Source organism: Amycolatopsis sp. (genome assembly GCF_025464955.1).
Taxonomy (GTDB): domain Bacteria; phylum Actinomycetota; class Actinomycetes; order Mycobacteriales; family Pseudonocardiaceae; genus Amycolatopsis.
Genome location: NZ_JAODNM010000015.1, coordinates 84,696 through 109,972, shown reverse-complemented (window position 1 = coordinate 109,972; position 25,277 = coordinate 84,696). Strand labels below are relative to the sequence as shown.

Annotated in this window: 25 protein-coding genes; 12 read left to right on the top strand and 13 right to left on the bottom strand. The window is 67.8% G+C overall.

Going from position 1 to position 25,277, the window contains the following annotated elements; translation table 11 throughout:
• A partial coding sequence (locus tag JWQ81_RS02050) for a hypothetical protein (RefSeq protein WP_297537018.1) occupies positions 1-312 on the top strand: 312 nt, incomplete at its 5' end.
• Between the two features lie 202 nt (positions 313-514).
• Entirely contained in the window at positions 515-1,078 is a 564-nt protein-coding gene (locus JWQ81_RS02045) for a dihydrofolate reductase family protein (RefSeq protein WP_297537017.1), read from the top strand.
• A gap of 179 nt (positions 1,079-1,257) precedes the next feature.
• Here the strand turns inward: JWQ81_RS02045 and JWQ81_RS02040 are convergent, their stop codons facing one another.
• Both JWQ81_RS02040 and JWQ81_RS02035 read right to left on the bottom strand, forming a co-directional pair.
• Positions 1,258-1,392 carry a solute carrier family 23 protein gene (locus JWQ81_RS02040; protein WP_297537016.1) on the bottom strand — a complete coding sequence of 45 codons (135 nt, stop codon included), beginning with the start codon at positions 1,390-1,392 and terminating at the stop codon, positions 1,258-1,260.
• A gap of 29 nt (positions 1,393-1,421) precedes the next feature.
• Complete coding sequence (locus JWQ81_RS02035) at positions 1,422-2,162, bottom strand: hypothetical protein (protein ID WP_297537015.1); 741 nt, start codon at positions 2,160-2,162, stop codon at positions 1,422-1,424.
• A 266-nt stretch (positions 2,163-2,428) separates the two neighbouring features.
• On the opposite strand from JWQ81_RS02035, the gene JWQ81_RS02030 reads away from it, so the two are divergent.
• Positions 2,429-5,248, top strand: coding sequence for a glycoside hydrolase family 2 TIM barrel-domain containing protein (locus JWQ81_RS02030; RefSeq protein WP_297537014.1), 2,820 nt, complete (start codon positions 2,429-2,431; stop codon positions 5,246-5,248).
• A gap of 22 nt (positions 5,249-5,270) precedes the next feature.
• Here JWQ81_RS02030 and JWQ81_RS02025 read toward each other — a convergent pair whose 3' ends face one another.
• Entirely contained in the window at positions 5,271-5,975 is a 705-nt protein-coding gene (locus JWQ81_RS02025; protein ID WP_297537013.1) for a LuxR C-terminal-related transcriptional regulator, read from the bottom strand.
• A gap of 113 nt (positions 5,976-6,088) precedes the next feature.
• Between JWQ81_RS02025 and JWQ81_RS02020 the strand changes: the two genes are divergently transcribed.
• Complete coding sequence (locus tag JWQ81_RS02020) at positions 6,089-6,280, top strand: DUF1059 domain-containing protein (RefSeq protein WP_297537012.1); 192 nt, start codon at positions 6,089-6,091, stop codon at positions 6,278-6,280.
• 13 nt (positions 6,281-6,293) lie between these two features.
• Here JWQ81_RS02020 and JWQ81_RS02015 read toward each other — a convergent pair whose 3' ends face one another.
• The gene (locus JWQ81_RS02015; protein WP_297537011.1) at positions 6,294-6,791 is read right to left on the bottom strand and encodes a MarR family transcriptional regulator; all 498 of its coding nucleotides are present in this window, start codon (positions 6,789-6,791) and stop codon (positions 6,294-6,296) included.
• 89 nt (positions 6,792-6,880) lie between these two features.
• Here JWQ81_RS02015 and JWQ81_RS02010 point away from each other — a divergent pair, with 89 nt between their 5' ends.
• Both JWQ81_RS02010 and JWQ81_RS02005 read left to right on the top strand, forming a co-directional pair.
• Positions 6,881-7,837, top strand: coding sequence for a hypothetical protein (locus JWQ81_RS02010; RefSeq protein ID WP_297537010.1), 957 nt, complete (start codon positions 6,881-6,883; stop codon positions 7,835-7,837).
• Positions 7,838-8,063: 226 nt separating this feature from the next.
• Positions 8,064-8,387, top strand: a complete 324-nt coding sequence (locus tag JWQ81_RS02005; protein WP_297537009.1) for an STAS domain-containing protein — start codon at positions 8,064-8,066, stop codon at positions 8,385-8,387.
• Between the two features lie 45 nt (positions 8,388-8,432).
• On the opposite strand, the gene JWQ81_RS02000 is transcribed toward JWQ81_RS02005, so the two are convergent.
• The 4 genes from JWQ81_RS02000 to JWQ81_RS01985 all read right to left on the bottom strand — a co-directional run bounded on the left by JWQ81_RS02000 (position 8,433) and on the right by JWQ81_RS01985 (position 15,133).
• Positions 8,433-8,807 (bottom strand): protease inhibitor I42 family protein, encoded by a 375-nt coding sequence (locus JWQ81_RS02000; RefSeq protein ID WP_297537008.1) that lies wholly within the window; start codon positions 8,805-8,807, stop codon positions 8,433-8,435.
• Positions 8,808-8,828: 21 nt separating this feature from the next.
• On the bottom strand, positions 8,829-9,251 hold the full coding sequence (locus JWQ81_RS01995; RefSeq protein ID WP_297537007.1) for a hypothetical protein: 423 nt from the start codon (positions 9,249-9,251) through the stop codon (positions 8,829-8,831).
• A 10-nt stretch (positions 9,252-9,261) separates the two neighbouring features.
• Positions 9,262-10,392, bottom strand: a complete 1,131-nt coding sequence (locus JWQ81_RS01990; RefSeq protein WP_297537006.1) for a C1 family peptidase — start codon at positions 10,390-10,392, stop codon at positions 9,262-9,264.
• Positions 10,393-10,732: 340 nt separating this feature from the next.
• Positions 10,733-15,133 carry a glycoside hydrolase family 3 C-terminal domain-containing protein gene (locus JWQ81_RS01985; RefSeq protein WP_297537005.1) on the bottom strand — a complete coding sequence of 1,467 codons (4,401 nt, stop codon included), beginning with the start codon at positions 15,131-15,133 and terminating at the stop codon, positions 10,733-10,735.
• Positions 15,134-15,503: 370 nt separating this feature from the next.
• Here JWQ81_RS01985 and JWQ81_RS01980 point away from each other — a divergent pair, with 370 nt between their 5' ends.
• Entirely contained in the window at positions 15,504-16,319 is an 816-nt protein-coding gene (locus JWQ81_RS01980) for an SGNH/GDSL hydrolase family protein (protein ID WP_297537004.1), read from the top strand.
• A gap of 12 nt (positions 16,320-16,331) precedes the next feature.
• On the opposite strand, the gene JWQ81_RS01975 is transcribed toward JWQ81_RS01980, so the two are convergent.
• Genes JWQ81_RS01975 through JWQ81_RS01955 form a run of 5 tightly spaced genes read right to left on the bottom strand, consistent with a single transcriptional unit; the run spans position 16,332 to position 20,882 of the window.
• Positions 16,332-17,351 (bottom strand): amidohydrolase family protein, encoded by a 1,020-nt coding sequence (locus tag JWQ81_RS01975; protein ID WP_297537003.1) that lies wholly within the window; start codon positions 17,349-17,351, stop codon positions 16,332-16,334.
• Positions 17,348-18,133 (bottom strand): NAD(P)-dependent oxidoreductase, encoded by a 786-nt coding sequence (locus tag JWQ81_RS01970; protein WP_297537002.1) that lies wholly within the window; start codon positions 18,131-18,133, stop codon positions 17,348-17,350. The genes JWQ81_RS01975 and JWQ81_RS01970 overlap by 4 nt, the downstream gene beginning before the upstream one ends.
• A 15-nt stretch (positions 18,134-18,148) precedes the next feature.
• Positions 18,149-19,117, bottom strand: coding sequence for a VOC family protein (locus tag JWQ81_RS01965; RefSeq protein WP_297537001.1), 969 nt, complete (start codon positions 19,115-19,117; stop codon positions 18,149-18,151).
• Positions 19,114-20,181 carry a 4-oxalomesaconate tautomerase gene (locus JWQ81_RS01960; RefSeq protein WP_297537000.1) on the bottom strand — a complete coding sequence of 356 codons (1,068 nt, stop codon included), beginning with the start codon at positions 20,179-20,181 and terminating at the stop codon, positions 19,114-19,116. Before JWQ81_RS01960 ends, JWQ81_RS01965 begins: the two co-directional genes overlap by 4 nt.
• Complete coding sequence (locus JWQ81_RS01955; protein WP_297536999.1) at positions 20,178-20,882, bottom strand: 4-carboxy-4-hydroxy-2-oxoadipate aldolase/oxaloacetate decarboxylase; 705 nt, start codon at positions 20,880-20,882, stop codon at positions 20,178-20,180. Before JWQ81_RS01955 ends, JWQ81_RS01960 begins: the two co-directional genes overlap by 4 nt.
• Positions 20,883-21,023: 141 nt before the next feature.
• Between JWQ81_RS01955 and JWQ81_RS01950 the strand changes: the two genes are divergently transcribed.
• The 5 genes from JWQ81_RS01950 to JWQ81_RS01930 are packed head-to-tail and all read left to right on the top strand — an operon-like array spanning position 21,024 to position 25,168.
• The gene (locus JWQ81_RS01950) at positions 21,024-22,016 is read left to right on the top strand and encodes an ABC transporter substrate-binding protein (RefSeq protein WP_297536998.1); all 993 of its coding nucleotides are present in this window, start codon (positions 21,024-21,026) and stop codon (positions 22,014-22,016) included.
• Complete coding sequence (locus JWQ81_RS01945; RefSeq protein WP_297536997.1) at positions 22,013-22,810, top strand: ABC transporter permease; 798 nt, start codon at positions 22,013-22,015, stop codon at positions 22,808-22,810. The genes JWQ81_RS01950 and JWQ81_RS01945 overlap by 4 nt, the downstream gene beginning before the upstream one ends.
• Complete coding sequence (locus JWQ81_RS01940) at positions 22,807-23,592, top strand: ABC transporter permease (RefSeq protein WP_297536996.1); 786 nt, start codon at positions 22,807-22,809, stop codon at positions 23,590-23,592. The genes JWQ81_RS01945 and JWQ81_RS01940 overlap by 4 nt, the downstream gene beginning before the upstream one ends.
• Before the next feature lie 5 nt (positions 23,593-23,597).
• Positions 23,598-24,410 carry an ABC transporter ATP-binding protein gene (locus JWQ81_RS01935; protein ID WP_297536995.1) on the top strand — a complete coding sequence of 271 codons (813 nt, stop codon included), beginning with the start codon at positions 23,598-23,600 and terminating at the stop codon, positions 24,408-24,410.
• 5 nt (positions 24,411-24,415) lie between these two features.
• Positions 24,416-25,168: a GntR family transcriptional regulator gene (locus JWQ81_RS01930; RefSeq protein ID WP_297536994.1), complete on the top strand. Its 753-nt coding sequence runs from the start codon at positions 24,416-24,418 to the stop codon at positions 25,166-25,168.
• Positions 25,169-25,277: the final 109 nt, after the last annotated feature.

Sequence of the window (25,277 nt, the reverse complement as noted above, 5' to 3'; positions counted from 1 at the left end):
AAGGCCAAGGTCGCCGAGCGGCTCGCGCACCGCGGATGCAACACCCGCAAGGGCGCGGTCAAGGTGGTCATCGCCTGGCCGGACCGCCTGTACGTGGTCGAACCCGCGCCGCTGATCACCGTTGCCGCCAGGCTGGAACGCAAGGGGGGCCGCGAGATGGTGGCCCGCTGCCCGACCAAGCAGGACGCCCAAGAGGCCGCGGATTGGCTGGTGGACCGGTTCTCCCGACTCCTACCAGGGCTGCCGGTGACCGCCACCATCGAAGCGGGCGGCGGCCAGTTCCTCGTCACCCTGACCACCGGCCGCCGCTGACCGGGGATCACCAAGCGCACACTCGCGTCGAGCTGAACTGTCGCCCCACATCGACCTCATCGCACCGCTCACCACCGCGTCGGACACGTGGTTGACTGAGCCCCGACCATGAGGACTACCTGCGAACCCGGATCCCGCACCGATGAGTCCCCTCGTCGCGCCGTTCTGTACACCGGGAACCGACTCACGGAAGGCCGGCGCCATGCGGAAGCTGATCTACGGCATGAACGTGACCCTGGACGGCTACATCGCCGCGGCCGGCGACGACATCGGCTGGGGCAGGCCGAGCGACGAGCTGTTCCAGTGCTGGCATGACGGGATGCGGGCAAGCAGCCTGTCGCTGTACGGGCGCAAGCTGTGGGAGACGATGAGCTCCCACTGGCCGACCGGCGACCAGCAGCCCGACGCTACCCCGGCGGAGATCGAGTTCGCGCGCCTCTGGCGGGGCATGCCGAAGGTCGTGTTCTCCTCGACGATCGACAAGGTCGACTGGAACACCCGCCTGGTCACCGGCGACGCGGTCACCGAGATCACCCGGCTCAAGGCCGAGGACGACGGCCCGATGGACATCGGCGGCGCAACACTCGCCGGGGCGGCCATGCGAGCCGGGCTGATCGACGAGTACACGCTGGTCACCGTGCCGGTCCTGGTGGGCGGCGGCACGCCGTTCTTCACCGCGCTGGACAGCTGGGTGAACCTGAACCTGGTGGAGACGCGGACGTTTCCCGGCGGCGCGCTCCTGACCAGGTACGAAACGAGGCGCTGAACGCTCGTCCGGTTTAGGGTCTGGCCAGCTGCCGGCTCCCCGCCCAGCGCGAGAGCGAGCTAGCCGGATGGGAGGTTGCGGAGCTCGGCTTTCGCCTTGTCCGTGGCACGGAGGGAGAGCGCGGCCTTCATGACGATGAGCAGCACGGTGCCGGCGGCGAGCACCGGCAGCGGCACCGCCTACAGCAACCGGCCGAAGGGCTGCAGCCCACCCCGGACCAGCAGAATGATCCCCGTCGCGAGCGTCACGTAGCGCGACCCGACCTTGGTGACGCGCAGCAAGCCGATGTTGTCCGGATAGGCCAGTGTGGACATTCCACGATGTCGTAGGTGGCTGTGCCGGGTCACCGAGTGATCGGCTCCGGTCCGCCGCGCCAGCTGTATCCGTCCCTTCGGCGCAGCATCTCGTGCTCGATGATCGCGAGTAGGAGCGTGCTGATCGCCCCGCCGAAGGTCAGCGCCAGCCACAGGTTCGTCGGCACTCCCCCGGTGTTGAGGGTGATGACCGCGTCGATGGTGAAGTAGACGGCCAAGATCGCGGACAGCGCGGGCGCGAGCAGCGGGTGGAACAGTCCGACCCAGCAGCTGGTGCGGCTCGCCCAGAACGCGACACAGCAGATGTAGAACACGAGCCAGCCGATGGCGGCGAAAAGTACCGCCAGCGCGAGGACAGGCGCAAGCACGACACCCAACACGTAGCCGAAACAGCCGGCGCGCCGCCAGATGAGGAAGGCGATCCCGGCGAGCCACGCCACGCCCAGCTCCACGTAGATGGCCGTGGTCTGGACCGGCTCGGCGGCCGTCACGGTCAGGATGATGGGCGTCATCGGGCCGAGCGTCGTGGCAACCATCAGCAGGATCCGGCCGATGGTCGGAAACGGTGTAAAGCCCCGGCGGCGACCACTCGAGGTCAGCACCCACGTCCCGATCATGAATATCGGCACGGCGCACATCGCGAAGACCACGTTCTTCGACGACTTCTCCCAGCCCTCTTCGACCAGCACCTGTCCCGGTCCCCGGGTGCCGGTGTAGAGGCCGACGGCGACCAGCGTCGCGAGACCCAGCACCGCGCGGCCCGTGGTCACCCGCGAGCGAAGATCGCCACCGTCACCGGAATCATGCTCCGGGTTTCCCCACCTCGACGCCACCGACCACGGCCGCGGCGCTGAAACGTCATTCCTGAGTTGGCCCGCCCTCACGACTGGATCATCTCAGCCCGCTGCCCGTCGGGCGACCGCCATTGGTGAAGTTCTGATCCCTTCCAAGGTTGCTTGACAAAGGGATCAGCGGCTGCCGATCATGGATTTCACATTCACGCTGACAACGATGTCAGATGAGGCATGGGAGCGACGTGACCCAGTTGAACCGCAGGCGTTTCCTGTCAAGCGGGATCGCCATCGCCGGTGGCGCCACTCTCGGCGCACTCGGGCTCTCAGGCACCGCCGACGCCGCGCCGGGCGAAACCGCAGGCGCCCATCCTCTCCACACCGACGGCCACGAGATCACCAACGGCTGGACCTACACGGCGGCTGACGGGACGGCCTACGGGAACACACTGTCCGGGAACGGGTTGGCCAGCCCACAACCCATGCCCGGTGGGAAGCCCGCCGTCGTGCCGGGCACGCCGCTCACGAGCATGATCGCCGACGGCGAATACCCCGATCCGCTGTACGGCCACATCGTGACCGACACGATCCCGGACACCCTGAAGGACACCGGCTACTGGTACCGGGTCGCATTCCCCGTGCCTCGGCTGATCCCGGGCCAGCGGTTCTGGCTGGAGTTCGGCGGCATCAACTACCTCGCGACCATCTGGCTCAACGGCACCGAGGTGGGCACCATCGAGGGCGCGTTCAAACGCGGCGTTTTCGATGTCACGGACATCGCCGCCAAGGCGGGCGGCACGGCTTACCTCGCGGTGCTGATCGGCAAGCTGGACTACGCCGAAGGCCCGCTGAAGCCGAGCTACACCAGCGGCGTCACGCGCGGCGGCCGCAACGGTGGGCCGACCGGGATCACCCTGAAGAATGGGCCGACGTTCTTCTGCACGGCCGGCTGGGACTGGCTGCCCACCATTCCCGATCGGGATCTCGGCATCTGGCAGCCGGTCACCTGGTCCACGACCGGCCCGGTCCGGCTCGCCGACGTGCGCGTCGATCCGACGCTGTCGGCTGACCTGCGCACGGCCGAGGTCACGACCGTCCTCACCCTCGACAGCGCGTTCGAGACGGCCAGAACCGTTGTGGTGAAAGGATCTCTCGACGGCCACGTGTTCGAAAAATCCGTTACCGTGCCGGCCGGAACGTCCTCCATCACGCTGACTCCGCAGGACACCGCCTGCCTGCGGCTGGACCGGCCAAAGCTGTGGTGGCCCAACGGGTACGGCGACCCCTACCGCTATCGGCTCACGATCGGCGTCGAGGCCGGCGGGCAGGTCTGCGACGAGCGGGCGGTGGACTTCGGCGTCCGGCGGATCGAGTACACGAAGCCGTTCGAGTCACCGTCCGGCGCCTCGGTCAACTGCCTGTCGATCACCGTCAACAACCAGCCCATCCTGGTGATGGGCGGCAACTGGGGCTTGGACGAGGCGCTCAAGCGCAGTCCGCGGCAACGGCTCCGCGAGCAGGTGCGGATGCATCGAGACGCCAACCTCAACCTGATCCGGAACTGGAACGGCCAAAGCAGCACCGAGGACTTCTTCGAGGCCTGCGACGAGAACGGCATTCTCGTCTGGCAGGACTTCTTCTCCTCGACCGAAGGCCCCGGGCCAGCGAACGTCGTCCGCGATCTGGACAACATCCGCGACTGCATCGTGCGGTTCCGCAACCACCCGTCGATCCTGCTCTGGTGCGGCGGCAACGAAGGCCCGCCACCCCAGCCGATCATCGACGGCCTGGACGCGCTGGTCGCCGAGCTGGACCCCCAACGCGCCGTGCTGACCAGCTCGGCCGGTGACACCGGCAAGGACCCCATCAACGGGTACACCTCGGGCGGGCCCTACCACTGGGTCACCCCCGGCACCCATTTCGCCACCAACGACGGCACGCACTGGCCCCCGTTCCACAACGAGGTCGGCTCGTACTCGATCCCGACGCTGGAGTTCATCAAGAAGATGCTCCCCGAGACGTCGTGGGAGCATCCGGACGACTTCTGGGCCGACCGGGACGTCAACGGCAACGGGGGCAACGGCGGCGGCGCGGGCTACCTCGAGCTCACCTCGAACCGGTACGGCGAAGTGCTGAACCTCGCGGACTTCGCCCGCAAGTCCCAGCTGATGAACTATGAGTGCATCAAGTCGATCTTCGAGTCGCACGCCGCGAGCATGGCCGGCGTCGCACCGGGCAGGCCCTACCCCCGCACCGGCGTCATCATGTGGATGACCAATCCCGCGCAGCCGAGTTTCGTCTGGCAGATGTACAGCCACGATCTCGAGGCGCATTCGGCGTTCTACGCGGTTCAGCACGCGTGCCGGCGGGTCAACGTGATCCTCAACAGCGACACCCTTGACGTAGTGGTGGCCAACCACACCCGGGCTGCGGTGCAAGGCACCGTGACCGTCACGCTGTACGACCTGAACGGGACGGTATTCGCCGGTACCTCCTGGCCCGTCCGCGGGGCGGAAGCGTCCAACCACACCGTGATCGGCAACCTCGCCCCAGAGCTGAATACTGCGCCTGCCGACGTCGCCTTCGCCCGCCTCTCACTCACGGACTCGCACGGGGCCGAACTCGTCCGCAGCTTCTACTGGGTCGAGAACCCTTCCAGGGCCAAGGGATTCGCGAGCCTGGACGACGCAGCTCCGGCCGCTGTCTCCGTCGATGCCACCGCGCAGCGCGGGCGTGACGACCTTGAACTGACGGTGGAGGTCGAGAACGTCGGCGACACCATGGCGCTGATGCTGCATTTGCAGGTATATGACACCCACACCGGCGACCGCATCCTGCCCGCGACGTTCAGCGACAACTACCTGAACCTGGCCCCCGGCGAGTCGAGCACCGCCCGGGTACGGCTGAGCGACGGCCAAACCGTTCGCGCCAAGGACATCGGCGTGCGGATCGACGGCTGGAAGATCGACCAACGCGCCTCCCGGCTGCGTGGACACGGAGTCGCCGTCACCTTCAACCAGGCAGCGTTGTCCACTCAACCACCGACGAAGACCTTCGCCGGCTAGGCCTCGAATCGTCCGGCACAGTTCAAGGCCGCGCGGTCAGGCGGGCGACCGCCGCCGCACGGTTGGTCACGTCGAGTTTGTGGTAGGTGTGTTCGAGGTGTTTGGCGATGGTCCGCGGGCTGACCCCGAGGGCGTGCCCGATGGCCTGGTTGGTGCGGCCTGCCGCCACGAGTTCGAGGACGTCGGTCTCGCGGTCGGTGAGACTGGCCAGGCCGTCGTCGTGATCGGGGATGGACAGTGCGAGCTGGGCAAGCCGGCGGGCTCGGCAGTGCAGCAGGCAGCTGAGTAGTGGCTCGCGCAGCACGGCGACCAATTCGCGATCCGACTCGGTGAAATCCGTTGTCCAGCGGTTGAACGCGAACCCGGCAACGACGGTCCGCGCGTCGGACAAGGTCATCGCCAGCTGGTATTCGATCGGGATCCTGCCGAAGAACTTCGGGTAGCGGCCGGGATCGTGGAAATACCGCTGATCTACCGGTCGGAACACCTTCACCGGCACCGCGTCTTGCTCCCGCGCGAACACCTCACCGGCGGCGGGATCCAGCGTTCCGGACGGGAATCCGCAGCGCAACACCGACCACGTCGAATTGCTGATCTCTTTGTAGGTCACCACATCGCAGCCCACCAGCCCAGCGAGCCCGGGTAGTGCCACGACCGGGAACAGCGCCGGGTCGTCGAGATCGCCGAGTTGACTGACGAGCCGGACCGCTTGCGCGAAACGCTGCACAGTAACGATGGCGACACCTCCTGTGACCTGCTCAGATGCGTGAAATGCGTATTTACGGTCACCCCATTCGGGAAGAGAGTCAACCCCACAGCCGAGAGACAGGAGCCATCGTCATGCGCAAAGTGATCGACTGCCGCGACCAGCCCAGCGAGTCCAACTGCACGTTGACCATCGCGGGCGAGGAGGACGAAGTGGTACGGGCCGCCGCTGAACACGTGGCGTCAGTGCACGGGCACGCCAACGATGCGGAACTGCGCACCATGCTGCGGTCCGCACTCAAGGACGAGGCACCCGCCCACGCCTGAGGTCCTCCGCAGGTCAGGCACGGATGCCGGTGCCGCGTGGCGGATACGCGGCATCCGGATCGACCTGCCGAAGAATCCGTCCCGCGATCGTGGCGAGCTGCCGCACCTGGCTCTCCGTGAGGGCGTCCAGCACGAAGCTGCGGGCGAGCTCCAGATGGGTCGGTGCCGTCTCCACGACCAGCGCGTACCCGGCATCGGTGAGCGTCACATTGGTGACGCGCCGATTGCCGGGACACGAGGCGCGGGTGACCCAGCCCCGTTGCTCCAGCTTGGCGATGACGTGGGACAGCCGGGACAGGGAGGCGTTGGACAGCACAGCCAGCTCGCTCATCGGCAGCGTCCTGGCCGCGGCCTCGGACAGCGCGCTCATCGCGAGGTACTCGAAGTGCGCCAGGCCGGTCCGGCGCCGTAGTTCGCTGTCCAACGCGGCCGGCACCTTGATGAGCACGCCTACCAACGCGACCCACGCCTGCGTTTCCTCCGCGTCCAGCCACCGGGGTTCGCTGTTCATCGGCCCATTCTACGAAACGCCTTGAAGCTTCAAGTCAAAGCGGTTACGCTCGTCTTCCATAGTTGAAGCTTCAAGTTTGGGAGACGAAGATGCGGCGATTCGCTCGGCGAAGCGTATTGGGCGGCATGGGCGCGATCGCGGCCACGACACTGACCGCGCCCCTGGCGGCCGCGGCGGCCGCCAAAACGAGCGTGCCGAACCCGGCGCTGGACGACAGCCACGCGACGCCCCGGGTCACGCGGCTGGTCACGAGCTTGTTTCGTGACAAGACGAGCAGGTCCGTCGACGGCACGATGGCGCACTTCTCGCGGAACCCGATGTTCTACACCGACGCCACGCTGGGCTGGTACATGCCGACATGGGAGGCACTGCGCGCCGTCTTCGCCCAGTACATGCCGACCTGGCCGGTCACGGCGCGGTCCTATCCCACCAAGATTATCGGCGACGAGCGCAGCGCGATCGTGGTCTTCACCGACTCACCGGAACTGTTCGGCCACGAGATCCGCCTCATCGCCGCGGTCGACTTCCGCGACGGCCGAGTCGCCCGCCAGGTCGATTACTGGGACGGCCGCCACTTCGGCATCGAGGCGACCAATCAGCTCCGGGTGACGCAAACTCAGTTTCCCCTGACGTACGGGGAGGAAGTTGTCGGCGAGCAATCCTCCCCCGTGCTGCGCCAGGTGGCCGCCAGCCTCCATGCGGCACTCGGCGCCGGTGACACCGCGGGCCTGTTCACCCCCGACGCCACGTTCGAGGATCTCGCACTGCGCACCCGGTTGGCCGGCGCGCAGGCGATCGGCGCCTACGTCACGCGAGCGTTCCGTACCTTGCCGTATGGCGCGGGCTCTGCGATCCGTCACACGGTCGGGAGCCATCAGGGCGGTGGTTACGAGTGGATCAACGAGGGCAACGGGGTCAATCACGGGATCGTCGCCTTCGAACTGGACGAACACCAGAAGATCAGCCGGCTCATCACCACGTGGGACGGGTCCCGGCTGGACGACACCACAATGACCGCGCACCTAGCGGACACCTTGGAGCGGTGATCTTCCCGGCTGAGGTGAAATGAGATGCCCGCGATGCCCCGAACAAGAACGATCGGGCCCTGCCTCACCCCGCTCGTCCGGTTGCGGGCGTTTCGACCGCAGTGTGTCATTACCTGTTGCCGAAGCGTGACTGTTCCGATGTCCCGTGCCATTCGCAGCGGCCATCGGACTTGTCGTATCCTGAAATCCCGGCAGAGCCGGTGCCACTTGGTGGTTGGAGGCCAGGATGAGCCTGCGAAGCGTCTTTCTTGACGGAGAAGTTATTCTGACCGTGGACGGCGTGCTCGACGGCGGCGTTGCCCCGGCTTACCACCGCTTGATCGAGGTCGCGTTCGAGCAGGACGCACGCCGCGTGGTCGTCGACCTGACGATGACCACGGCGGTGGACGGCGGCGGGTCGGCGGTCCTGGCCGCGACGGCCGCGATGTGCGTCGCGCGGGACACTCACCTCATCATCGCGCTGCCCAACGGCGTCGAGACTGAGATCACCGACCCCGCCCAGGTGCGCGTGCTGCTACGCAGCTTCGACCCCTGGCGGGACGTGGGCTAGGCCGTGTCCCGCAGATCTATGGTCGCGGTATCCGCGGGACACGGCCTAACGCACCCGCACGGCCAACCGGAACCGGCGTGCCACGCTGTCGGTGGCCCACGGCCGCACCAACTTCGCCTCGACGGTCGTGTCCCCTGACCGTTCGGCGTGCAGCCGGAACCAGTGTTCACCGGTGGCTCCGGCCTGTCCCAGTGCCGGCTTCACCGCCTCCTCGACGACGCGCAACGGCGGGTCGAGCAGGTCCAGGTGCCACACGTAGCCGGTGCCGGCGTTCTCGGGCAGACGGACTTCGAACTCGTCACCCAGCGTCAGTGCCAGGGTGCCGTTGTCGTCTTCGATCGTGACCACCTGCATCCGGGTCTCCCGCTCGGTAGATAGGTCGGCGCGCTCGCGGCCCGGTGGAGCCACGAGCGCGTTCACGGCGTGGTCACACCGCCGGACTTACCAGAGATAGATCTCGTGGATGAGGCCGTCGCCGGCCTCCGGGTAGGTGACCGAGCCCGCCAGCCGGCCTGAGGTGGCGAGCATCAGCAGCGCTTCGTGCACGCTGTCACTGTTGGTCGCCAGCCGTTTCCAGCCGATCGCTTCGACGAAGGCGAAGCTGTTGCGGTCGGAGTTGTTGGTCCAGAGCGCGAGGACCTTCTTGTTCGACTGCCACGCGGCGGCGGCAGCGCTGCCGGCGGACACAGCCTGCGGCGTGCCGGGAGGGCTGAGCACCGGCTCCGCGGCCGACGGGGCCGTGATGGTGGCGCTCGTCGAGGTCAGCTGGTCCGGGGTGAGCGGTTGCGGTGCGGTGTCGGGGCTGGCACCGGCGGACGGCGCCGCCGGGGCCGGCACGCCGGTCGGAGTGGTCGATATGGCCATCGTGGCGCTCCTAGAAGACGTAGGTTTCGATGATCGTGCCGTTGTTGTTGAACGCGTTGACCGGACGGCCGCCCTGCTTCGCGGCGACCAACTCGATGAGCATCGCCTTGTTGATCGCCTCGTCGTCGGCAGCCAGGTGCAGCCAGCCGAGGTTCTGCAGGTACGCCCAGGTATTGCGGTCGGAGTCGTTGCTCCACAGGCCGAGCACCGGCGTCGAGCCGGTCCACGAGCGCAGGTTGACAGCGCCGACTTGCTCGACCTGCCAGGTCTCGATGGCGCACTCGCCGTACGCGATCCGGAAGAATCCACTGTCTCCCCAACCGGTACTCCAGCTGTTCTTCGCGATCCAGCACCCCTGGTTGTCGTCGTAGCCGACGAGGGTGACGCAGTGGCCGCCGGCGAGCTCGCCGGTCACGTGGCGGTAGACGCCGCTGTGGTAGGAGAAGAAGTCCTGGTAGACGAGGAGACAGGCGACGATCGCGCCGCGTGCGCTGATCTGCTCCTTCATTGCGGCCGGGTTGCCGGTCAGCGAGCCGTAGGACGGGATGGTCGCCAGGCGGTTGGGCCAATCGGCGCTGAGAACAGCACCGGCACGATTCCGCGGGCTATACGGGAAATAATTCTCATACGTGATGCCGACGTCATGGCACGCTTTCAGCGCACGGTCGGGCATCCAGCCAGTGTCGCAAGTGGCATTGTCGTTCGCGCCGTGAGTGTAGAACAAATGCGCTTCGGAAAGATCGAGCTGAAGGCCCGGCTGTCCGCGAGTGTAAGCGGCGACGGTCTCCATCGCGCCCACAGTTCCGAAAGCGACACACGAACCGCAGTCACCCTGATCCTTGACTGGTGTGACGTAATTCGCGCCACCGACGTCGCGCCCGTCGAACTGCGCGCCCACGCCGGTCCCGGCTACCGCGGTGGTCCGCGCGGCCTGGCTCGCGGCGATCGTCTTCGCGTGCGATTCCAGTTGCCGGCGCTCATTTTCCGGCGGAAGCGGGACACCGAGTCGAATTCCGCGCTGAGTTTCGTCGAGAATGGTCATGGTGGTCTCACCCATGATCCACGGATGACCCGTGGAGGCGAGTTCAGTGCGGACCCGATCGAGGTCCACCGGAGTGCGGTTCGTGCTGGGATCGGCCATGATGACTCCAAATCTTGGGTTGTCACATTGCAGCCGCGCATCAACCGTTCTACCCCGTCCACCGAAAACCCACCAGGACCCTTCATCCCTTTGCCGAAGAGCACTTTTGTGGCGCACTTTTGATCATTTACCGTCAAAAATTCTCGACTGTTCCCCTGTCGTGAAAAATGTTCTCGGGCGCGTCACACGCCGACCATCCCCGTCGGATCCAGGCCGCGGGCCACTGCCTCACCGGCTTGCACTGCCTCACCGGCCTGCGCTGCTTCACCTGTCGCCCAGTCACCCTGCCGAGCCGCCCGCGGGCGGGCGGGCGGCACGGCCGGCAGGGAACAGGCGATTCCTATTGGACGTGCAAGGTGACCGCATCGCTGGTCGTCGAGCCGGCCAGGTTCACGAACACCGCGCGGTACCGGGTGCCGTCGGCGGAGGTCGGTGGTTTCGTCACGGTCAGCGTGGTCGACGTCGCCGCCGGGATATCCGTCCACTCCCCGCCGGGAGACATGCTCTGCCAGTGCACCTGTGGCGACGGGTCGCCGACCGCGTAGGCGATGAAGGTGGCATCCGAGGCAGGCGACACGCTCACATCCGCGGGCTGTTGCGTCACCGTGGGAACAGTCGGCTGCCCCGCGACGAGGTGAATCGGCACGACACCGCTGCCGCTGACGGTGAAGGCGATCCGGCCGATCGCCTGGCCGCCGGTGCCGATGTTCAGTCTCAGGTCGGAGTGGTTGTTTTCCCGGTTGGCGAACGAGGCGTCCGGCAGCGGGATCTCCGCGGTCTTCCAGGTGTCGGTGCCGGTGTTGGTGACCTGCGCCGAACCGCGGTAGGCGTTGTTCGGCACATCCGCGAACGAGTCGTACTGGATGTTCCAGCTACTCGTGCCGTGGTCGAAGTAGCTGACGTCCGCGGTGGCCTGGTAGGTGCCACCGGGAACCACGCCGTCGTCGAGATCGACGTACACGAACGGCGAACTGGCACCCGTCGTGGTGCGCGCGGGCAGTCCGCCGGCGGTGGTGGCGATGGTCCGCCCGTCGCCGCCATCCTGCACCCTCGCCCCGTGTGGGGCGTCCGGGTTGCCGAAGTCGACGCCGACGATCGCGGAGGCATCGGTCCCCTGTCCGATACCCGCGGCGAACACGTGCATCGCCGGGTTGCCCGTTGCCTGGTTCTGCGCGGCGTCGGGCAGGATCACGTACCGCACCGTCTTGGCCGGATCCAGTGCCGCCCAGGCGAGGTACACGTGCGCGGGCTGGTCCTGCCGCGCACTGGTCGCCCCGGTATTGACGTACGGCGTGGTGACCGCGACGGACGTACCGGGTGACGCGCTGCCCGACCACCAGTCAGCAAAGGACAGTGTGTAGCCCTGCGTAGTGCCGTCCGTGTACACGATGGTGCCCGGACCCGAGGCATTGCCGAAGGCGCTGGAGCCGAGGAAGCCGAGCACCCGGCCCGAACCGCTCACCGGCAGTACCTGCCCGCCCGCGATGATGTTGTCTCCGACATTCGGCTGTGGCCAGGAGAAGTCGATCCCGCCCGCGGTGGCCGCCTTCCCCGGCGCGAACCCGGCCGCGGCGAGCGCCTGCGCGGAGTAGTTCAGTCCCTTGCCGTCGAACGCCCCGGCCGGCGGCGCGTTGTCGTTACTGATGCCCGTGTTGTCGTACGCCGCCGCCACTGAACCGTAAGGCACCTTGACTGCCGCGGACGAGGTGAACGTCCCGGCGCTGGACGTCGCCGTGAAGCCGATTCCAGCGGTGCCGGGACCGACGCCCGGCCCTGCCTCGAGCGTCCACTTCACCGTGATCGACGAACCCGGTGGCACGCGGTTGCAATTGGTCGGCGTCGTCGGCGTGGCCGTCCAGCCGCCGGGCACTGCGATCTTCACGGCGAGCCCGCGCACCTCGCGCGCATCGCCGTTGGTGAACGTAGTGGTGGCCGTGCCCTTGCCGCCCGACGCCAAGATCAACGGCGCGGTGCTCGTGAGCGTCCCCTGGACGACTATCGGGGCCGAACCGGAGACCCCGTTCACGGTGGCGGTGATCGTCGCGACGCCGTCCTTGATCGCGTGGACCACACCCTTGTTGTCCACACTCACGACAGCCGGATTGCTGCTGCGGTACGTGACGTGCGCGTTCTTGAGGTCTACAAACGACTGATCGGCGTTGACCGCCTCGACCACCTTGTCCGCCTTGATGCTCAGGTCGCGGTCGGGCTGCTCGGCCGGGTTGGTGTCGTCGGCCAGCCAGTGGTTCGCGCCGGTCAGGTCGATGCTCTGTCCGGGGTGGTACACGACGCTCTCGGGCTGGACCGTCACGTACCGCACGCGCGGGGCCGGTGTACCGCTCACCTGCACGTCCTGGTGGGCGACGATCGCCGCGGCGTCGGTGCCCACACGGAACTGGTAGGTGCCGGCGGTGACCGTCTCGCGCGAATGCGCCGTGTCCCACAGCGCGAGGTCGCTGATTTTCACCGGTAGTACGACGTGCTGCGACTCCCCCGGGTTCAGCTCCCGGGTCTTCTGGAACCCGGCAAGCTGCTGTTGGGGCACGTCACCGGTGCCCGCACCCGGATCGGCCACGTACAGCTGCGGGACGGTGGTTCCCTTACGCTGCCCCGTGTTTTTCACATCGAGGCTCACCTTCACCGTGCCGTCCGCCGACACCGACCGGCGATCGACCGCCACGTTCGAAACGCTGAACGCGCTGTAGCTCAGTCCGTATCCGAACGGATAGCTGGGAGCGCCGGTGAAGTACTGGTACGTACGCCCGATTCCCCCCGTGCTGGCCGCGTTCAGCCCGTAGTTCTGCATCGGCGGCAGCTGCGCGTCGTTCTGGTACCAGGTGAAGTCCAGGTGCCCATCCGGATTCTGCTTGCCGAAGAGCACGTCGGCGAGCGCGGTGCCCTGGCTCTGCCCGTTGTAGCCGCTGAACACGATGGCCGGGACCTTCGACTGCACCGCGCCGAGTTCGACCGGGCCGAGCGTCTGCAACGCAAGCGCCGTGCGCGGGTTGCCGAGTGCGCTGACCTGGTCGATCAGCGAACCGTAATTGCCGGGCAGGGCGAGCGTCGAACGGTCAGTGCCTTCGTGCGCCGTCGAGTGGTCCGTGCCGGCGAAGACCAGGACCAGATCGGCGGAGGAGATGGCCGCCTTCGTGACGTCGCTCAGTACCGCCGGCCCGGTAGCCGTAGTCGACGTGCCCGCCGCATCGAACACCACCGACGCACCAGGCAGCGCGGCTTTGATGCCCTCGACGGTGTTCACCGTGTGCGTCGGCTCGCCGCTGTAGCCGCCGAGCGTCACCGTGTTCGCCAGGTCGCCGAGGACGACGACCTTCGAGGTCTTCGCCGGGTCGAGCGGCAGGAGCGGCGTGGTGCCGCCCGCCACGGGAGCGTTCTTCAGCAGCACCATGGAGTTGTCCGCGACCTTCGTCGCGAGTGCCTGGTGGGCCGGGCTTTCGATGACGGACTTGTCGATCTTCGTGTAGCCGACCTGGCCCGCCGGGTCGAATTCACCCGTGGCCATCCGCATGGTGAACAGCTTGACGAGGTCGGTGTCGAGCACACCTTCGGACAGGATGCCCGCGTCGATGGCGGCCTGGATGTTGGTGAGCGTCGCCTGGTCACCCGTGCAGTTCAGCTGGGTCCCGGCACGCAGCCCGTACGCCTCCGCACCGGCGGCCGCCGGGACTTTCGCGCCGGTCGTGGTGTTCGTCCAGACGACCTGCGCGTTGACAACGGATGCCTGCCAGCCCGGCGCCGCCCACAGGTGCCCGCCCGGCGGCGGCTTCCACGCCGTCTCGATCGCGTCGCAGTCCGACGTCGTGTAGCCGCTGAACCCGAACGTACGCTGCGCCAACTGGTTCACGGTGTAGGTGTTGACCGCGCCGGGAGTTCCGTCGATCGCGTTGTAGGAGGTCATCAGCCCGCTGGCGTGATCGTCCTCGATCAACGACTGGAACTGCTTGAGGTAGTACTGGTGCAGGTCGGCCTCGGTCGTTGCCGAGTCGCCCGACAGCCGGTTGTTCTCGACGTTGTTCAGGGCGTAGTGCTTGATCGTGGCGGCGACCTTCAGGTACGGAGTCGACGGCGTACCGTCCATCTTGTTGCCCTGGTAGCCGTTTACGAACGCGCCGGCCATCTGCGAGACCAGGTACGGGTCCTCGCCGAACGCCTCGTCGGTGCGGCCCCAGCGCGGATCGCGGTCGAGGTTGACCGTCGGCGCCCAGTAGGTCAGGTCACCGTATTCGTTCACGTCCGGGCCGATGTTGTTCTGCCCGGTACCGAACAGTGACTTGTCCAGGAACCCGCGTGCCTCGTCGGAAACGGCCGTCGTCTCGGCGTAGGTCAGGCTCGGGTCCCACGACATCGACGCGGCGAAGTTCACCGGGAAGCTCGTCGCGTGCACGTTGTCGACGTCGCCCTGGCCACCTCCACCGGCGTCGCCTCCGAGCCGATTCAGCCCGTGCTGGCCCTCGCTCCAGTAGGTGTACTGCTGCACTCCCAGGCGCGAAATGGCCGGCGCGTTGTTGGTGTGCAGCTGCTCCACCTTCTCCGGCAACGTCATGCGCGACACCAGATCCGCCGAGCGTTCGGCGAAGCTGTAGTGCGTGTCGCGGTAGATCGGCGTGCCGGGCGCCGCGGCCGCGGTAGCCGGCGGACCGGCCGCCACCACGAACGAGAGCCCACTGAGCGCGGCAACAACCAGAGCGGTGCGACGACGGCGAGCCGAATGCGCGTGGGCCATGAGGAACCTCCGTCGGGGACCCAGGGTGAGCCTGGGCCGCCACATCGCGAACCCGGGAGACCTCAGACTCAGAGCAAAGCACGTTGATCACAGAGTTCCGTCGAGTTAGGGCAGAAGTCAAGGGTTGTCGTGAAACCTGTCCCGGTATTAGGCCTAAAGTCAGCACAACAGTCACTGGGCGCACTTACGTCAGGGATCCGATGAATGGGTCCACCCAGTTGACCGGCGCCTGGGTCGCCGAAGAGTTGCCGAACGGAAACAAGCCAGCAGTCGCACGAGAGAGACGACGGGGATCGCCACCTACTATCGCCGTCGGCGCGGAGGCGGTCAGCGACCCGGTTCCGATGACGGTCGGCGCCGGCGAAACCTGTTGGCCAGCGTCTACCTGCCAGACGCGACCAGCTCTGCGAACTTTCACTCGCAGGCCTTCGACACCAGCTACGTCTCCGTGGCCGGCAACTACTCACGTGACGACGGCAACGCGCACTACCCCACCACAACTTCCTGGTACTACCTGTCCGGCATGGACCTCGTGCCGACCGCGGCACGTGGCACCGTAGTCGCGTTCGGCGACTCCATCACCGACGGCTTCAACACTCCGATCGGCGCCGACCAGCGCTGGCCGGACGATCTGGCCCGACGGCTGTCCGCCGCAGGCACACCGATGGGTGTCGTCGACGCCGGCATCGGCGGCAACCGGGCGCTCACCGACGTGCCCAACATCTGGCAGGGCGTCAGCGCCCTCAAGCGGTTCACGCACGACGCGCTCGGCCAACCCGGCGTGCGGACCGTGCTCCTGCTCGAAGGCGTCAACGACCTGCACGCCAAGGTCAACACCGCCGGCGGCACGCTGACCGCCCAGGACCTGATCACCGGCTACCAGCAGCTGATCACGCAGGCGCACCGGGCCGGGGTCCGGCTCATCGGCGGAACCATCATGCCCGACCGCGAGAACACCACCAGTGAGGCCATTCGCCAAGCCGTGAACACCTGGATCCGCACCGGTGGTGCCTTCGACGGCGTCGTCGACTTCGACCAGGCCATGGCCGACCTGGCCAATCCACACGCCCTGACCGCCGCCTACGACTCGGGTGATCTCCTCCACCCGAACGCGATCGGCATGCAGGCCATGGCGAACGCGGTGAACCTTCGGCTGCTCAGCTGGAAGCCGTCCACGAGGAAGTAGTGCCGCCCATGATCAGAGAGCGCGGGCGTTCAGTACCGCGTCCAACCGTGGGTAGACGCGACGGGCGTTGGTCTCGTAGACCTTCTGCTGGTCGGCTGGGCTCAGGCCGAGCGCGTCGACGTAGCGGCGAGTGTCGTCGAAGTACTGGCCGGTCTGCGGATCGATGCCGCGGACGGCCCCGATCATCTCCGAGCCGAACAGGATGTTGTCGAGGTCGATGACGTCGAAGAGCAGGTTGATGCCGGGCTGGTGGTAGACGCAGGTGTCGAAGAAGACGTTGCACAGCAACGCTTCGCTCAGCGGTGGGCGGTCGAGCATGTCGGCGAGTCCGCGGAACCGGCCCCAGTGGTACGGCACCGCTCCGCCGCCGTGCGGGATGACCAGCCGCAGCTCGGGGAAGTCCCGGAACAGGTCAGCCTCCAGCAGCTGCATGAACGCGGTGGTGTCGGCGTTGAGGTAGTGCGACCCGGTGGCGTGGAAGTTCGGGTTGGTGACCGCGGAGACGTGCACCATGGCGGGAACGTCGAGTTCGACCATCGCCTCGTAGAGCGGATACCAGCTCCGGTCGGTTAGCGGCGCGGACGTCCAATGCCCACCGCTCGGATCCGGGTTGAGGTTGCACCCGACGAATCCCAGTTCTTCGACACCGCGGCGCAGTTCGGCGACGGCGTTGGCGATCGGGACGCCCGGGGACTGCGGTAGCTGGCCGACACCGATGAAGTGGTCCGGGTAGAGGGACACGACGCGGGCGATGAGGTCGTTGCAGGCGCGGGCCCATGCGGCGCTGACGCTTTCGTCGCCGAAGTGATGGCCCATGGCGGATGCGCGGGGAGACAAGATGGTGAGGTCGACGCCGCGTTCCCGCATCAGTCGCAGCTGGCTGTCCTCAAGGGAATCGCGCAGCTGTTCGTCCGAAATGGAGGGATACGCCGGCGTCGGCCGTCCGGCCCCGAACGCCACCTGCTGGGATTCCCGCCAGGCGGTGTGGGCGGCGGGTGCGGTCGTGTAGTGGCCGTGGCAGTCGATGATCACGCCGGCGCCTCCTGGTCTCGCAGCTCGATGAGCAGGTCGCGGGCGGCGGCGGCGACCCGGGCCGGGACACCGAGTTCCTTCAGCTGCTCGCAAGCCGCGGCCATTTCGTCCGCGCGGCGTCGGGAGTGCCGGCGCGTACCGTCGATGAGGCGATCGATCGTGCGCTCATCGAAACCGGCCAACTCGGCGCTGATGTCGTCCCGCAACCAGGGCGCGCAACCGGCCGCCTCGGCCGCGGCGACGGCCTCGACGACCGCGGCGGCAAGTCCCTTGTAGAACACGCTGCGCAACAGCTTCCGGGAGATCGCCGCACCGGCCGGACCCGGCTGGACGGTAACGTCGGCGCCGAAGGGCACCAGGATCTCGGCGTAACGGTCGGCGCCCTCGCCCGAGACGAGCATCGGCGTGCGCAACCCGTTGCCAGGCACCGGCCTCATCAGCGCGACGTCGACCACCGGGACCGACCGGCCGGTCAGCCGCTCGACCAAGGTCGCTTTCACCGACGGCGCTGCGGTGTTGAGGTCGGCCCACAGGGTTCCGGCCGACAGCGCGGACAAAGCGTTGTCCAGCGCGGGAATGGCGTCATGGGAGCTGTTGACACTGAGCACGAGGTCGGCGTCGCGCACCGCGTCGGCGTCGTCGCGGCGGGACTCGACGCCGTGAGGTGCGGCGACGAGAGGGTCGAAGCCACGGACGTCGGCACCAGCCGCCACGAGGTCGCGGGCCAGCTCGCCACCCGCCTCGCCGAAGCCGAGCACGGCGATGCGCACAGAGGGGGACACGGCGGACTCCTTCACTCAATCGACGATCGGTGTGCCGTGGGTGTGGAAGGTCTCGATCGTCTGCAGGCCCCACGCCTGGCCCTTGGCACGTTCCTCGCGGGTCCAGCTGATCGTGTTCCAGTCCGGCGCGAGGATGAGCCGGGCCCCGGCATTGCAGATCTCGATCCGGTTGCCGCCGGGCTCCCACACGTAGAGGAAGAAGGTCTGCTGGATGGCGTGTTTGTGCGGCCCCGTCTCGATGTGCACGCCCGCGTCGAGGCAGACGTCCGCGGCGCGGAGGATCTCCTCGCGGGTGTCGGTCGCGAACGCGACGTGGTGCAGGCGGCCGCGGCGGCCTGTCCAGTCCTCGGTGTAGACGAGGTCGTAGGTCTTGTTGCCCAGCGAGTACCAGATCGCCTGTGGGCTGCCGTCGTCCTTGACGATCTGTTCGGTGCAGCGCGCGCCGAGCACGTCGCGCAGGAACGCGGCGGTGGCGGGGACGTCGGCGGCGAGGTAGTTGACGTGGTCCAGACGGCGCAGGTTCGCTCCCCTGCCGGGATAGCGAGCCGCTTGATTCTTCAGTGCCGGGCGATCGGTGTCGTCGGCCTGGTACCGGTCGACCTCCCAGTACAGACCCAGTTCGTGCCCGTCGGGGTCGGTGAAGAGGTGGACCTCGCCGAGGTTGTGCGCGTCGGTGACGACACCGCGGCCGATACCGGCTGCGTCCACTGTGGTCATGATCCGGTCGACGGCGGCCGGGCTGGCGGCACGCAGGTAGGTACGGCCGATACCGGCTTGGTCGCGCTGGATCAGCCGTATCGTCCAGGACTGGTAGTCGTCCCAGGTGTGCAGGTAGGAGGAGTCGCTGTCACGGTGCACCTCGCGCAGCCCCATCACGTCGACGAAGAAGTCGCGCGATGCGTCCAGTACCGGCGTGTACAGCTCGATCGGCCCGACGTGGGCGATGTCGCGGCGTCGGTCCGGATCGTGCGAGAGTTGACTCATCCGGCTGCCTTTCCACTGCGGGGCCACACCAGGCCGTCGGACAACTTGCGGGCAGTGCGCACGACCGTGCTGCGGCGCACGCGGGTCGCCGCGCCCTCGGGATCGAGGTCGACGGTGACGTCGAACGTGCCGGTCGGGTGTTCGATGTGGACGGTCCGGCCGACGGCGGGATCCGCGACCGTGCCCGGCGTGCGCACGGCCACCGCGACGGAAACCGCGCCCAGTACCCCGATCGCGGCGTGCACCCGATGCGGGATGAACGTCCGGGTGGTGACGGTGCCGCCATGGCGTGGCGGCGACACGATGGTGACCTTCGGGACGGTCGTCTCCCGCACATCGCCAAGGCCCATCGCCTTTCCTGCCGCAAGCCGGACACCCTCCACAGTGGACCGCAACGCCTGGTCGCCCTCCAGCGCAACGGGGTCCTCGGTGCCGTCGATGCCGAGATCGGCAGCGCGCAGCACCACCACCGGCATGCCCGCGTCGCCACAGGTTGCCCGCACGCCGTCGAACTCGTCGACGAGCCGGCCGGTCGGGAAGACCGGGTTCGAGCCACCCGGGAACGCGAGGTGGATCGGCGCCGCGGGAAACGGCGTGCCCGCCATGACGGTGTCGCCGTCATAGCGCACTCGCCCGTCAGGGGTCTGCACCTGGGCCTCGACGACGCTGACCGTGGGATTGACGATCCGGATCCGCACGGTGGTCGTGTCCCCGGTGACGGCGACCATGCCGCGTTCGATGGCGAACGGGCCGACCCCGGCAAGCAGGTTTCCACAGGTCTGGGCGTCGGTGACGAGGGCGCGGTCCGGCACGATCTGCAGGAACAGGTAGTCGACGTCGGTGCCGTCCTCGGTGGACGGCGTGATCACCGCGACCTTGCTGGTGAGCGGGTGCCCGCCGCCGATGCCGTCGATCTGGCGGTCGTCCGGCGAGCCCATGATCCGCAGCAGCAGGTCGTTGCGCTCATCCGGGTCGGCGGGCAGGTCCCCGTACCGGAAGTAGGCGCCTTTCGAACTCCCGCCGCGCAGCTGCATGCACCTGATCCCACCGGTTTCGTCGGTCACGCCTCACCGTCCTGCGGTAGCCGGTCCACGTAACGCACACCCAGGTCCGCGAGCAGCGGGCGCAGGTCGTACAGGTCGACGCCCAGGGTGCCGTCGGCCAGCTTTTCCCGCTTGGCCTGCTCGCTGTCCAGTCGCTGCGCCGCCGCGTCGACCACGGCGCGGCCGGTCGACGCAGGCAGCGCCAGCACGCCGTCGTCGTCGGCAACGACGATGTCGCCAGGCCGGACGAGCTGCCCTGCGGCGATCACCGGCACGTTCACCGAGCCGGGGCTGGCTTTCACCGTGCCCTGCGCGTGCACGGCCCGCGACCAGACCGGGAAGCCGAGCACATGCAACGCCGCGATGTCGCGGACCCCGGCGTCGATCACCAGGCCGACCACGCCGCGGGCGATGAGCGAGGTGGCCAGCAGGTCGCCGAACATGCCGTCGGTGGACGGCGACGTCGTGGTGACGACGAGCACGTCGCCGGGCAGGCACACCTCGACAGCGGCGTGGATCATGAGGTTGTCGCCGGGGTGACAGGACACGGTGATCGCCGATCCGGCAATCGCCCTCCCGTGTTGACGCGGCTGCACCGCCGGGCCGAGCAGCCCGGTGCGGCCCGCCGCCTCGTGCGTCGCGGCGACGCCCGCCGCTCGCAGTGCGGCGATGACCTCGGGGTCGGCCCGATCGACCGACCGAACCACGTAGTGCGCTGGCATGTGCGCTCCTGTCCGTCGAGGTCAATATCTACGCGCTCACAAGTTCGTCGTCAAGATTGTCTTCATAATTGTTGACAATATGTGTACCGTTCGTCTCCTCGACCTCGCGAGCGCCCCGGTGCTCCACCCACAGGAGGACCCATGCCCCGGCACACCGCAGTCCCGGTCCCCATTCGCCGCCGTTGGCTCGTTGCCGCCGTCGCCATCGCCGCGCTGGCGGCCGCCGGCTGCGGGGGTGGATCGGGCACCACTCCCGCATCGTCGGGAGGAATTACGAAGGTCAAGATCGGGGTCATCCCGATCGTCGACGTAGCGCCGATCTACCTGGGCGTCAAGAAGGGGTTCTTCCACACGGAAGGACTCGACATCACCCTGGAGACCGCCCAGGGCGGGGCGGCGATCGTGCCCGCCGTGGTCAGCGGCCAGTACCAGTTCGGGTTCAGCAACACCACGTCGCTGCTGCTGGCCAACTCACAGGGGCTGCCGTTGAAGGTGGTCTCCCCCGGCGTCGCGTCCACCGGAGTGGACGGCAGGGACTTCGGCGCCGTCATCGTGAAGGCGACCAGCCCGATCAAGACCGCGAAGGACCTGTCCGGCAAGAAGGTCGCCGTCAACACCTTGAAGAACATCAACACCACGACGATCGACAACGTGGTGCGGAAGGCCGGTGGCGACCCGGCCGGCATCAGCTACGTCGAGCTGCCGTTCCCGGACATCGCCGCGGCCGTGGCCAAGGGCGACGTGGACGCCGGGCAGGTCGTCGAGCCGTTCCTGACCATCGCCACCGGGCAGGGCGACCGGCAGGTCGTCTCCAACTTTGCGGGCACCGCCCCCGGCCTGACTGTCGGCATGTACTTCGCGTCGCAACAGTTCGCCGCCCAGAACGCCAAAGTGGTCACCGGCTTCACCGCGGCGATGAAACAGTCCCTGGAATATGCGACGGCCCACCCGGACGAGGCCCGCGCCATCCTCAGCGCCTACACCAAGATCGACCCGGCGGTGCAGAAGAACCTGGTGCTGCCGAAGTGGCCCGGCACCGTCGACCGGGGCTCCGTGCAGCTGCTGGGCGACCTGGCAGGCAAGGACGGATTGATCACCAAGCCGCTCAACCTCGACGCCCTGCTTCCGCGATGACGACCATCGGCCGTGCGCCACGGGCCGAGCGCCGACGCGGGCCCGCGCTCGGCCTGCTGGGGCTCGCGATGGTGGTCGCCGCCATGGAAGCGTTGCCCCGCTTGGACATCGTCGACCGCCGATTCCTGCCGCCCTTCAGCACGATGGCGCGCAGCCTCGGCCGACAGCTCACCACCGGCGACTTCTGGGTGGCGCTGGGCCAGACGTTGCGGGGCTGGGCGCTGGGCCTCGCCATCGCGATGGTCGCCGGCGTCGTGCTGGGGGTGCTGATCGGCGGCGTGCCCCTGCTGCGGGCGCTCACCGCTTCCACGATCGAGTTCCTGCGCCCCATTCCCTCGGTCGCACTGATCCCGCTGGTCGTGCTGATCTACGGCAGCCAACTGGAATCCGCGCTGGTGCTGGTCGTGTACGCCGCGTTCTGGCAGGTGCTGGTCCAGGTGCTCTACGGGGTCGCCGACGTCGATCCGGTCGTGCGTGACACGGCTCGGTCCTACCGCTTCTCGCGCTGGACGATCGTGCGCACGGTCATCTGGCCCACCGCATTGCCTTACGTCGTCACGGGTTTCCGACTCGCCGCGGCCGTGGCGCTGATCCTTCAGATCACCGCGGAGCTGATCATCGGCGTGCCGGGACTCGGCCGTTCGATCGGTGTCGCCCAGAGCTCGGGAGCGGTGGCCGACACCTACGCGCTGGTGATCGTCGTCGGGATCATCGGCGTCGCGGTCAACGCGTCCGCGCGGGCCGTCGAACGCCGGGTCCTGCGCTGGCACACCGCGGTGCGGAGGGACGTGTGAAACCACTCGACCTGCTGCGGCGCATCGTGTTCGCCCTCGGCTTGCCCGTCGGGCTCGTCGTGGTGTGGTGGCTGCTTTCGGCCGGCAGCACCAACTACTTCTGGCCGCCGCTGTCCACGATCGTCCAGGTTTTCCCGCAGACCTGGACCGCGGACCCGATCCTGCACGACGTGCTGCCCAGCTTGGCCCGCCTCGCGGCCGGCTACCTGATCGCCGTTGTTCTCGGGATCGCCGCGGGCACCGCAATCGGCTTGTCCCGCACCCTGCGCGCGCTGTGCGAGCCGACGCTGGAGTTCTTCCGGGCGCTGCCACCACCGGTGCTCATCCCGGTGATCGCGTTGTTCGCCGGTTACACGAACTGGACCACGAAGGTCGTCACGATCGCGCTGGGTTGCCTATGGCCGGTCTTGCTCAACACCGTCGAAGGCGTCCGCTCCGTCGACGAGGTCCTGCGCGACACCGCCCGTTCGTACCGCTTCGGCCGCCTGTCGACGCTGCGCCATGTGGTGCTGCGTGGCGCGAGCCCGCTCATCATCACCGGCGCCCGGCAGGCGCTCTCGCTCGGCGTGATCCTCATGGTCATCAGCGAGCTTTTCGGCGCCAACCGCGGCCTCGGCGCGGCGATCGTGCAGTTCCAGCGCGGCTTCGCCATCCCGCAGATGTGGACCGGCATCATCCTGCTCGGGCTGATCGGGGTCGCGCTGTCCGGGCTCTTCCGACTCGTCGAACTCAGAACCATGGCCTGGTATCGCGGGTTGCGCCAGGCAGAACGGGAAGTGTGACCATCATGGAGCAGAGCACCGTCGCCCTCGACGTCGCCGGACTGGCCAAGACCTACGCCGGGCACGGTCGCGGCGTCGAAGCCGTACGGGACCTTACTTTCCGGGTCGACCGTGGCGAGTTCGTCTGCATCGTCGGCCCGTCCGGCGCGGGCAAGACCACCTTGCTGCGATGCATTGCGGGCCTGCTCGACGTCTCGGGCGGCACGATCACCCTCGACGGCACCTCGGTGACCGGACCGCCGCCCGGCATGGCCGTGGTGTTCCAGGAGTACGGGCGCAGCCTGTTCCCGTGGCTGACCGTACGTAAGAACGTCGAACTTCCGTTGAAGGAAAAGGGACTAGGCCGAGCAGAGCGGTCCACCAAGGTCGACGCGGCGCTGGAGGCGGTCGGCCTGGCCGAAAACGCTGACGCCCATCCGTGGCAGCTCTCCGGCGGCATGCAGCAGCGGGTCGCCATCGCCCGCGCGGTGGCCTACGAGCCGACCGTGCTGCTGATGGATGAACCGTTCGCCGCCGTCGACGCCCAGACCCGGGCCGAGCTCGAGGACCTGGTCCGCGCGCTGTGGCGTGAGCTCGGCGTCACCGTCCTCTTCGTCACCCACGACATCGACGAGTCGGTCTACCTCGGCCAACGCGTCCTCGTACTGTCCAACCGGCCCACCGTCGTGCTCGAAGACATCCGGGTCGACCTACCCGACCAGCGCGACCAACTGCGGACCCGCTCGTCCCAGGAGTTCGCCGACATCAGGACCCGGGTCTACCAACTGGTCCAGCTGGCCAAGAAAGGCGACCGGCCCGAGACCGTTGGAGCCGGCTGACGAACGTGGCGGCGGCTGCCTACCATGGTGCGACCAGCGACGACACGGATGAGGAGTACCAGCCAGATGAGGGTTCGCGTACCTGCGGCGCCAAACCGGGGCAGCCGATCGGCGCACCGATGAGCGAGGTGTTCGACGAGCTGCGCGCGGCGATCCTGCGCGGCGAGTACGCGCCGCGCCAACGCCTCATCGAAACCGACCTGACCCAGCTGTACGGCACCACCAGGTTCGTGCTGCGCAACGCCCTCACCCGGCTGGCCACCGAAGGCCTGGTCGAACTTCAGCCCAACCGCGGCGCCCGGGTCCGGGAAATCTCCGCCGAAGAGGCCATCGAGATCACCGAGATCCGCCGCGCCGTCGAAGGCCTGGTCGCGGCTCGGGCGGCCCAGCGGATCACCGACGACGAGATCACCGAGCTCAAGGAGTTGGGCGACGCGATGGGCGCCGCCGTCGCGCAGATGGACATGCTCGGCTATTCCGACCTCAACGCCCAGCTGCACGGCAGCATCCGCCGCATCGCCAGCCACGAGACCGCGACGAAGATCATCGACCAGCTGCACGGGCAGCTGGTCCGCCACCAGTTCCGGCTCTCCCTGGTACCGGGCCGCCCGTCGGTGTCGCTGCCCGAACACCGGGCGATCATCGACGCGGTCTGCGCGCGTGACCCCGATCGCGCCGAACAGGCCATGCGCGTACACCTCGACAGCGTGCTGGAGATGCTGAACACCGTCGCGTCCACCCCGGCGGGCCGGCGGTAGAGCCTGCTTGGGAAGTCGATCTCGGTTTCAGAGGACCCGCTCCACGAGCAGCCCACGCGCCCCGGTCTCCGCTGCAGTAAAGCGCAACCAGCGACTCCAATCAGCCCCT

What these genes read in the sequence shown, in the direction of transcription:
- JWQ81_RS02005 (WP_297537009.1), top strand. Translation starts at nt 8,064, where the DNA reads ATGAGCCTGCGAAGCGTCTTTCTTGACGGAGAAGTTATTCTGACCGTG.
- JWQ81_RS01965 (WP_297537001.1), bottom strand. Translation starts at nt 19,117, where the DNA reads ATGAGTCAACTCTCGCACGATCCGGACCGACGCCGCGACATCGCCCAC.
- JWQ81_RS01990 (WP_297537006.1), bottom strand. Translation starts at nt 10,392, where the DNA reads ATGGCCGATCCCAGCACGAACCGCACTCCGGTGGACCTCGATCGGGTC.
- JWQ81_RS01985 (WP_297537005.1), bottom strand. Translation starts at nt 15,133, where the DNA reads ATGGCCCACGCGCATTCGGCTCGCCGTCGTCGCACCGCTCTGGTTGTT.
- JWQ81_RS02020 (WP_297537012.1), top strand. Translation starts at nt 6,089, where the DNA reads ATGCGCAAAGTGATCGACTGCCGCGACCAGCCCAGCGAGTCCAACTGC.
- JWQ81_RS01935 (WP_297536995.1), top strand. Translation starts at nt 23,598, where the DNA reads ATGGAGCAGAGCACCGTCGCCCTCGACGTCGCCGGACTGGCCAAGACC.
- JWQ81_RS01950 (WP_297536998.1), top strand. Translation starts at nt 21,024, where the DNA reads ATGCCCCGGCACACCGCAGTCCCGGTCCCCATTCGCCGCCGTTGGCTC.
- JWQ81_RS02010 (WP_297537010.1), top strand. Translation starts at nt 6,881, where the DNA reads ATGCGGCGATTCGCTCGGCGAAGCGTATTGGGCGGCATGGGCGCGATC.
- JWQ81_RS02015 (WP_297537011.1), bottom strand. Translation starts at nt 6,791, where the DNA reads ATGAACAGCGAACCCCGGTGGCTGGACGCGGAGGAAACGCAGGCGTGG.
- JWQ81_RS02040 (WP_297537016.1), bottom strand. Translation starts at nt 1,392, where the DNA reads ATGTCCACACTGGCCTATCCGGACAACATCGGCTTGCTGCGCGTCACC.
- JWQ81_RS01995 (WP_297537007.1), bottom strand. Translation starts at nt 9,251, where the DNA reads ATGGCCATATCGACCACTCCGACCGGCGTGCCGGCCCCGGCGGCGCCG.
- JWQ81_RS01945 (WP_297536997.1), top strand. Translation starts at nt 22,013, where the DNA reads ATGACGACCATCGGCCGTGCGCCACGGGCCGAGCGCCGACGCGGGCCC.
- JWQ81_RS02045 (WP_297537017.1), top strand. Translation starts at nt 515, where the DNA reads ATGCGGAAGCTGATCTACGGCATGAACGTGACCCTGGACGGCTACATC.
- JWQ81_RS01955 (WP_297536999.1), bottom strand. Translation starts at nt 20,882, where the DNA reads ATGCCAGCGCACTACGTGGTTCGGTCGGTCGATCGGGCCGACCCCGAG.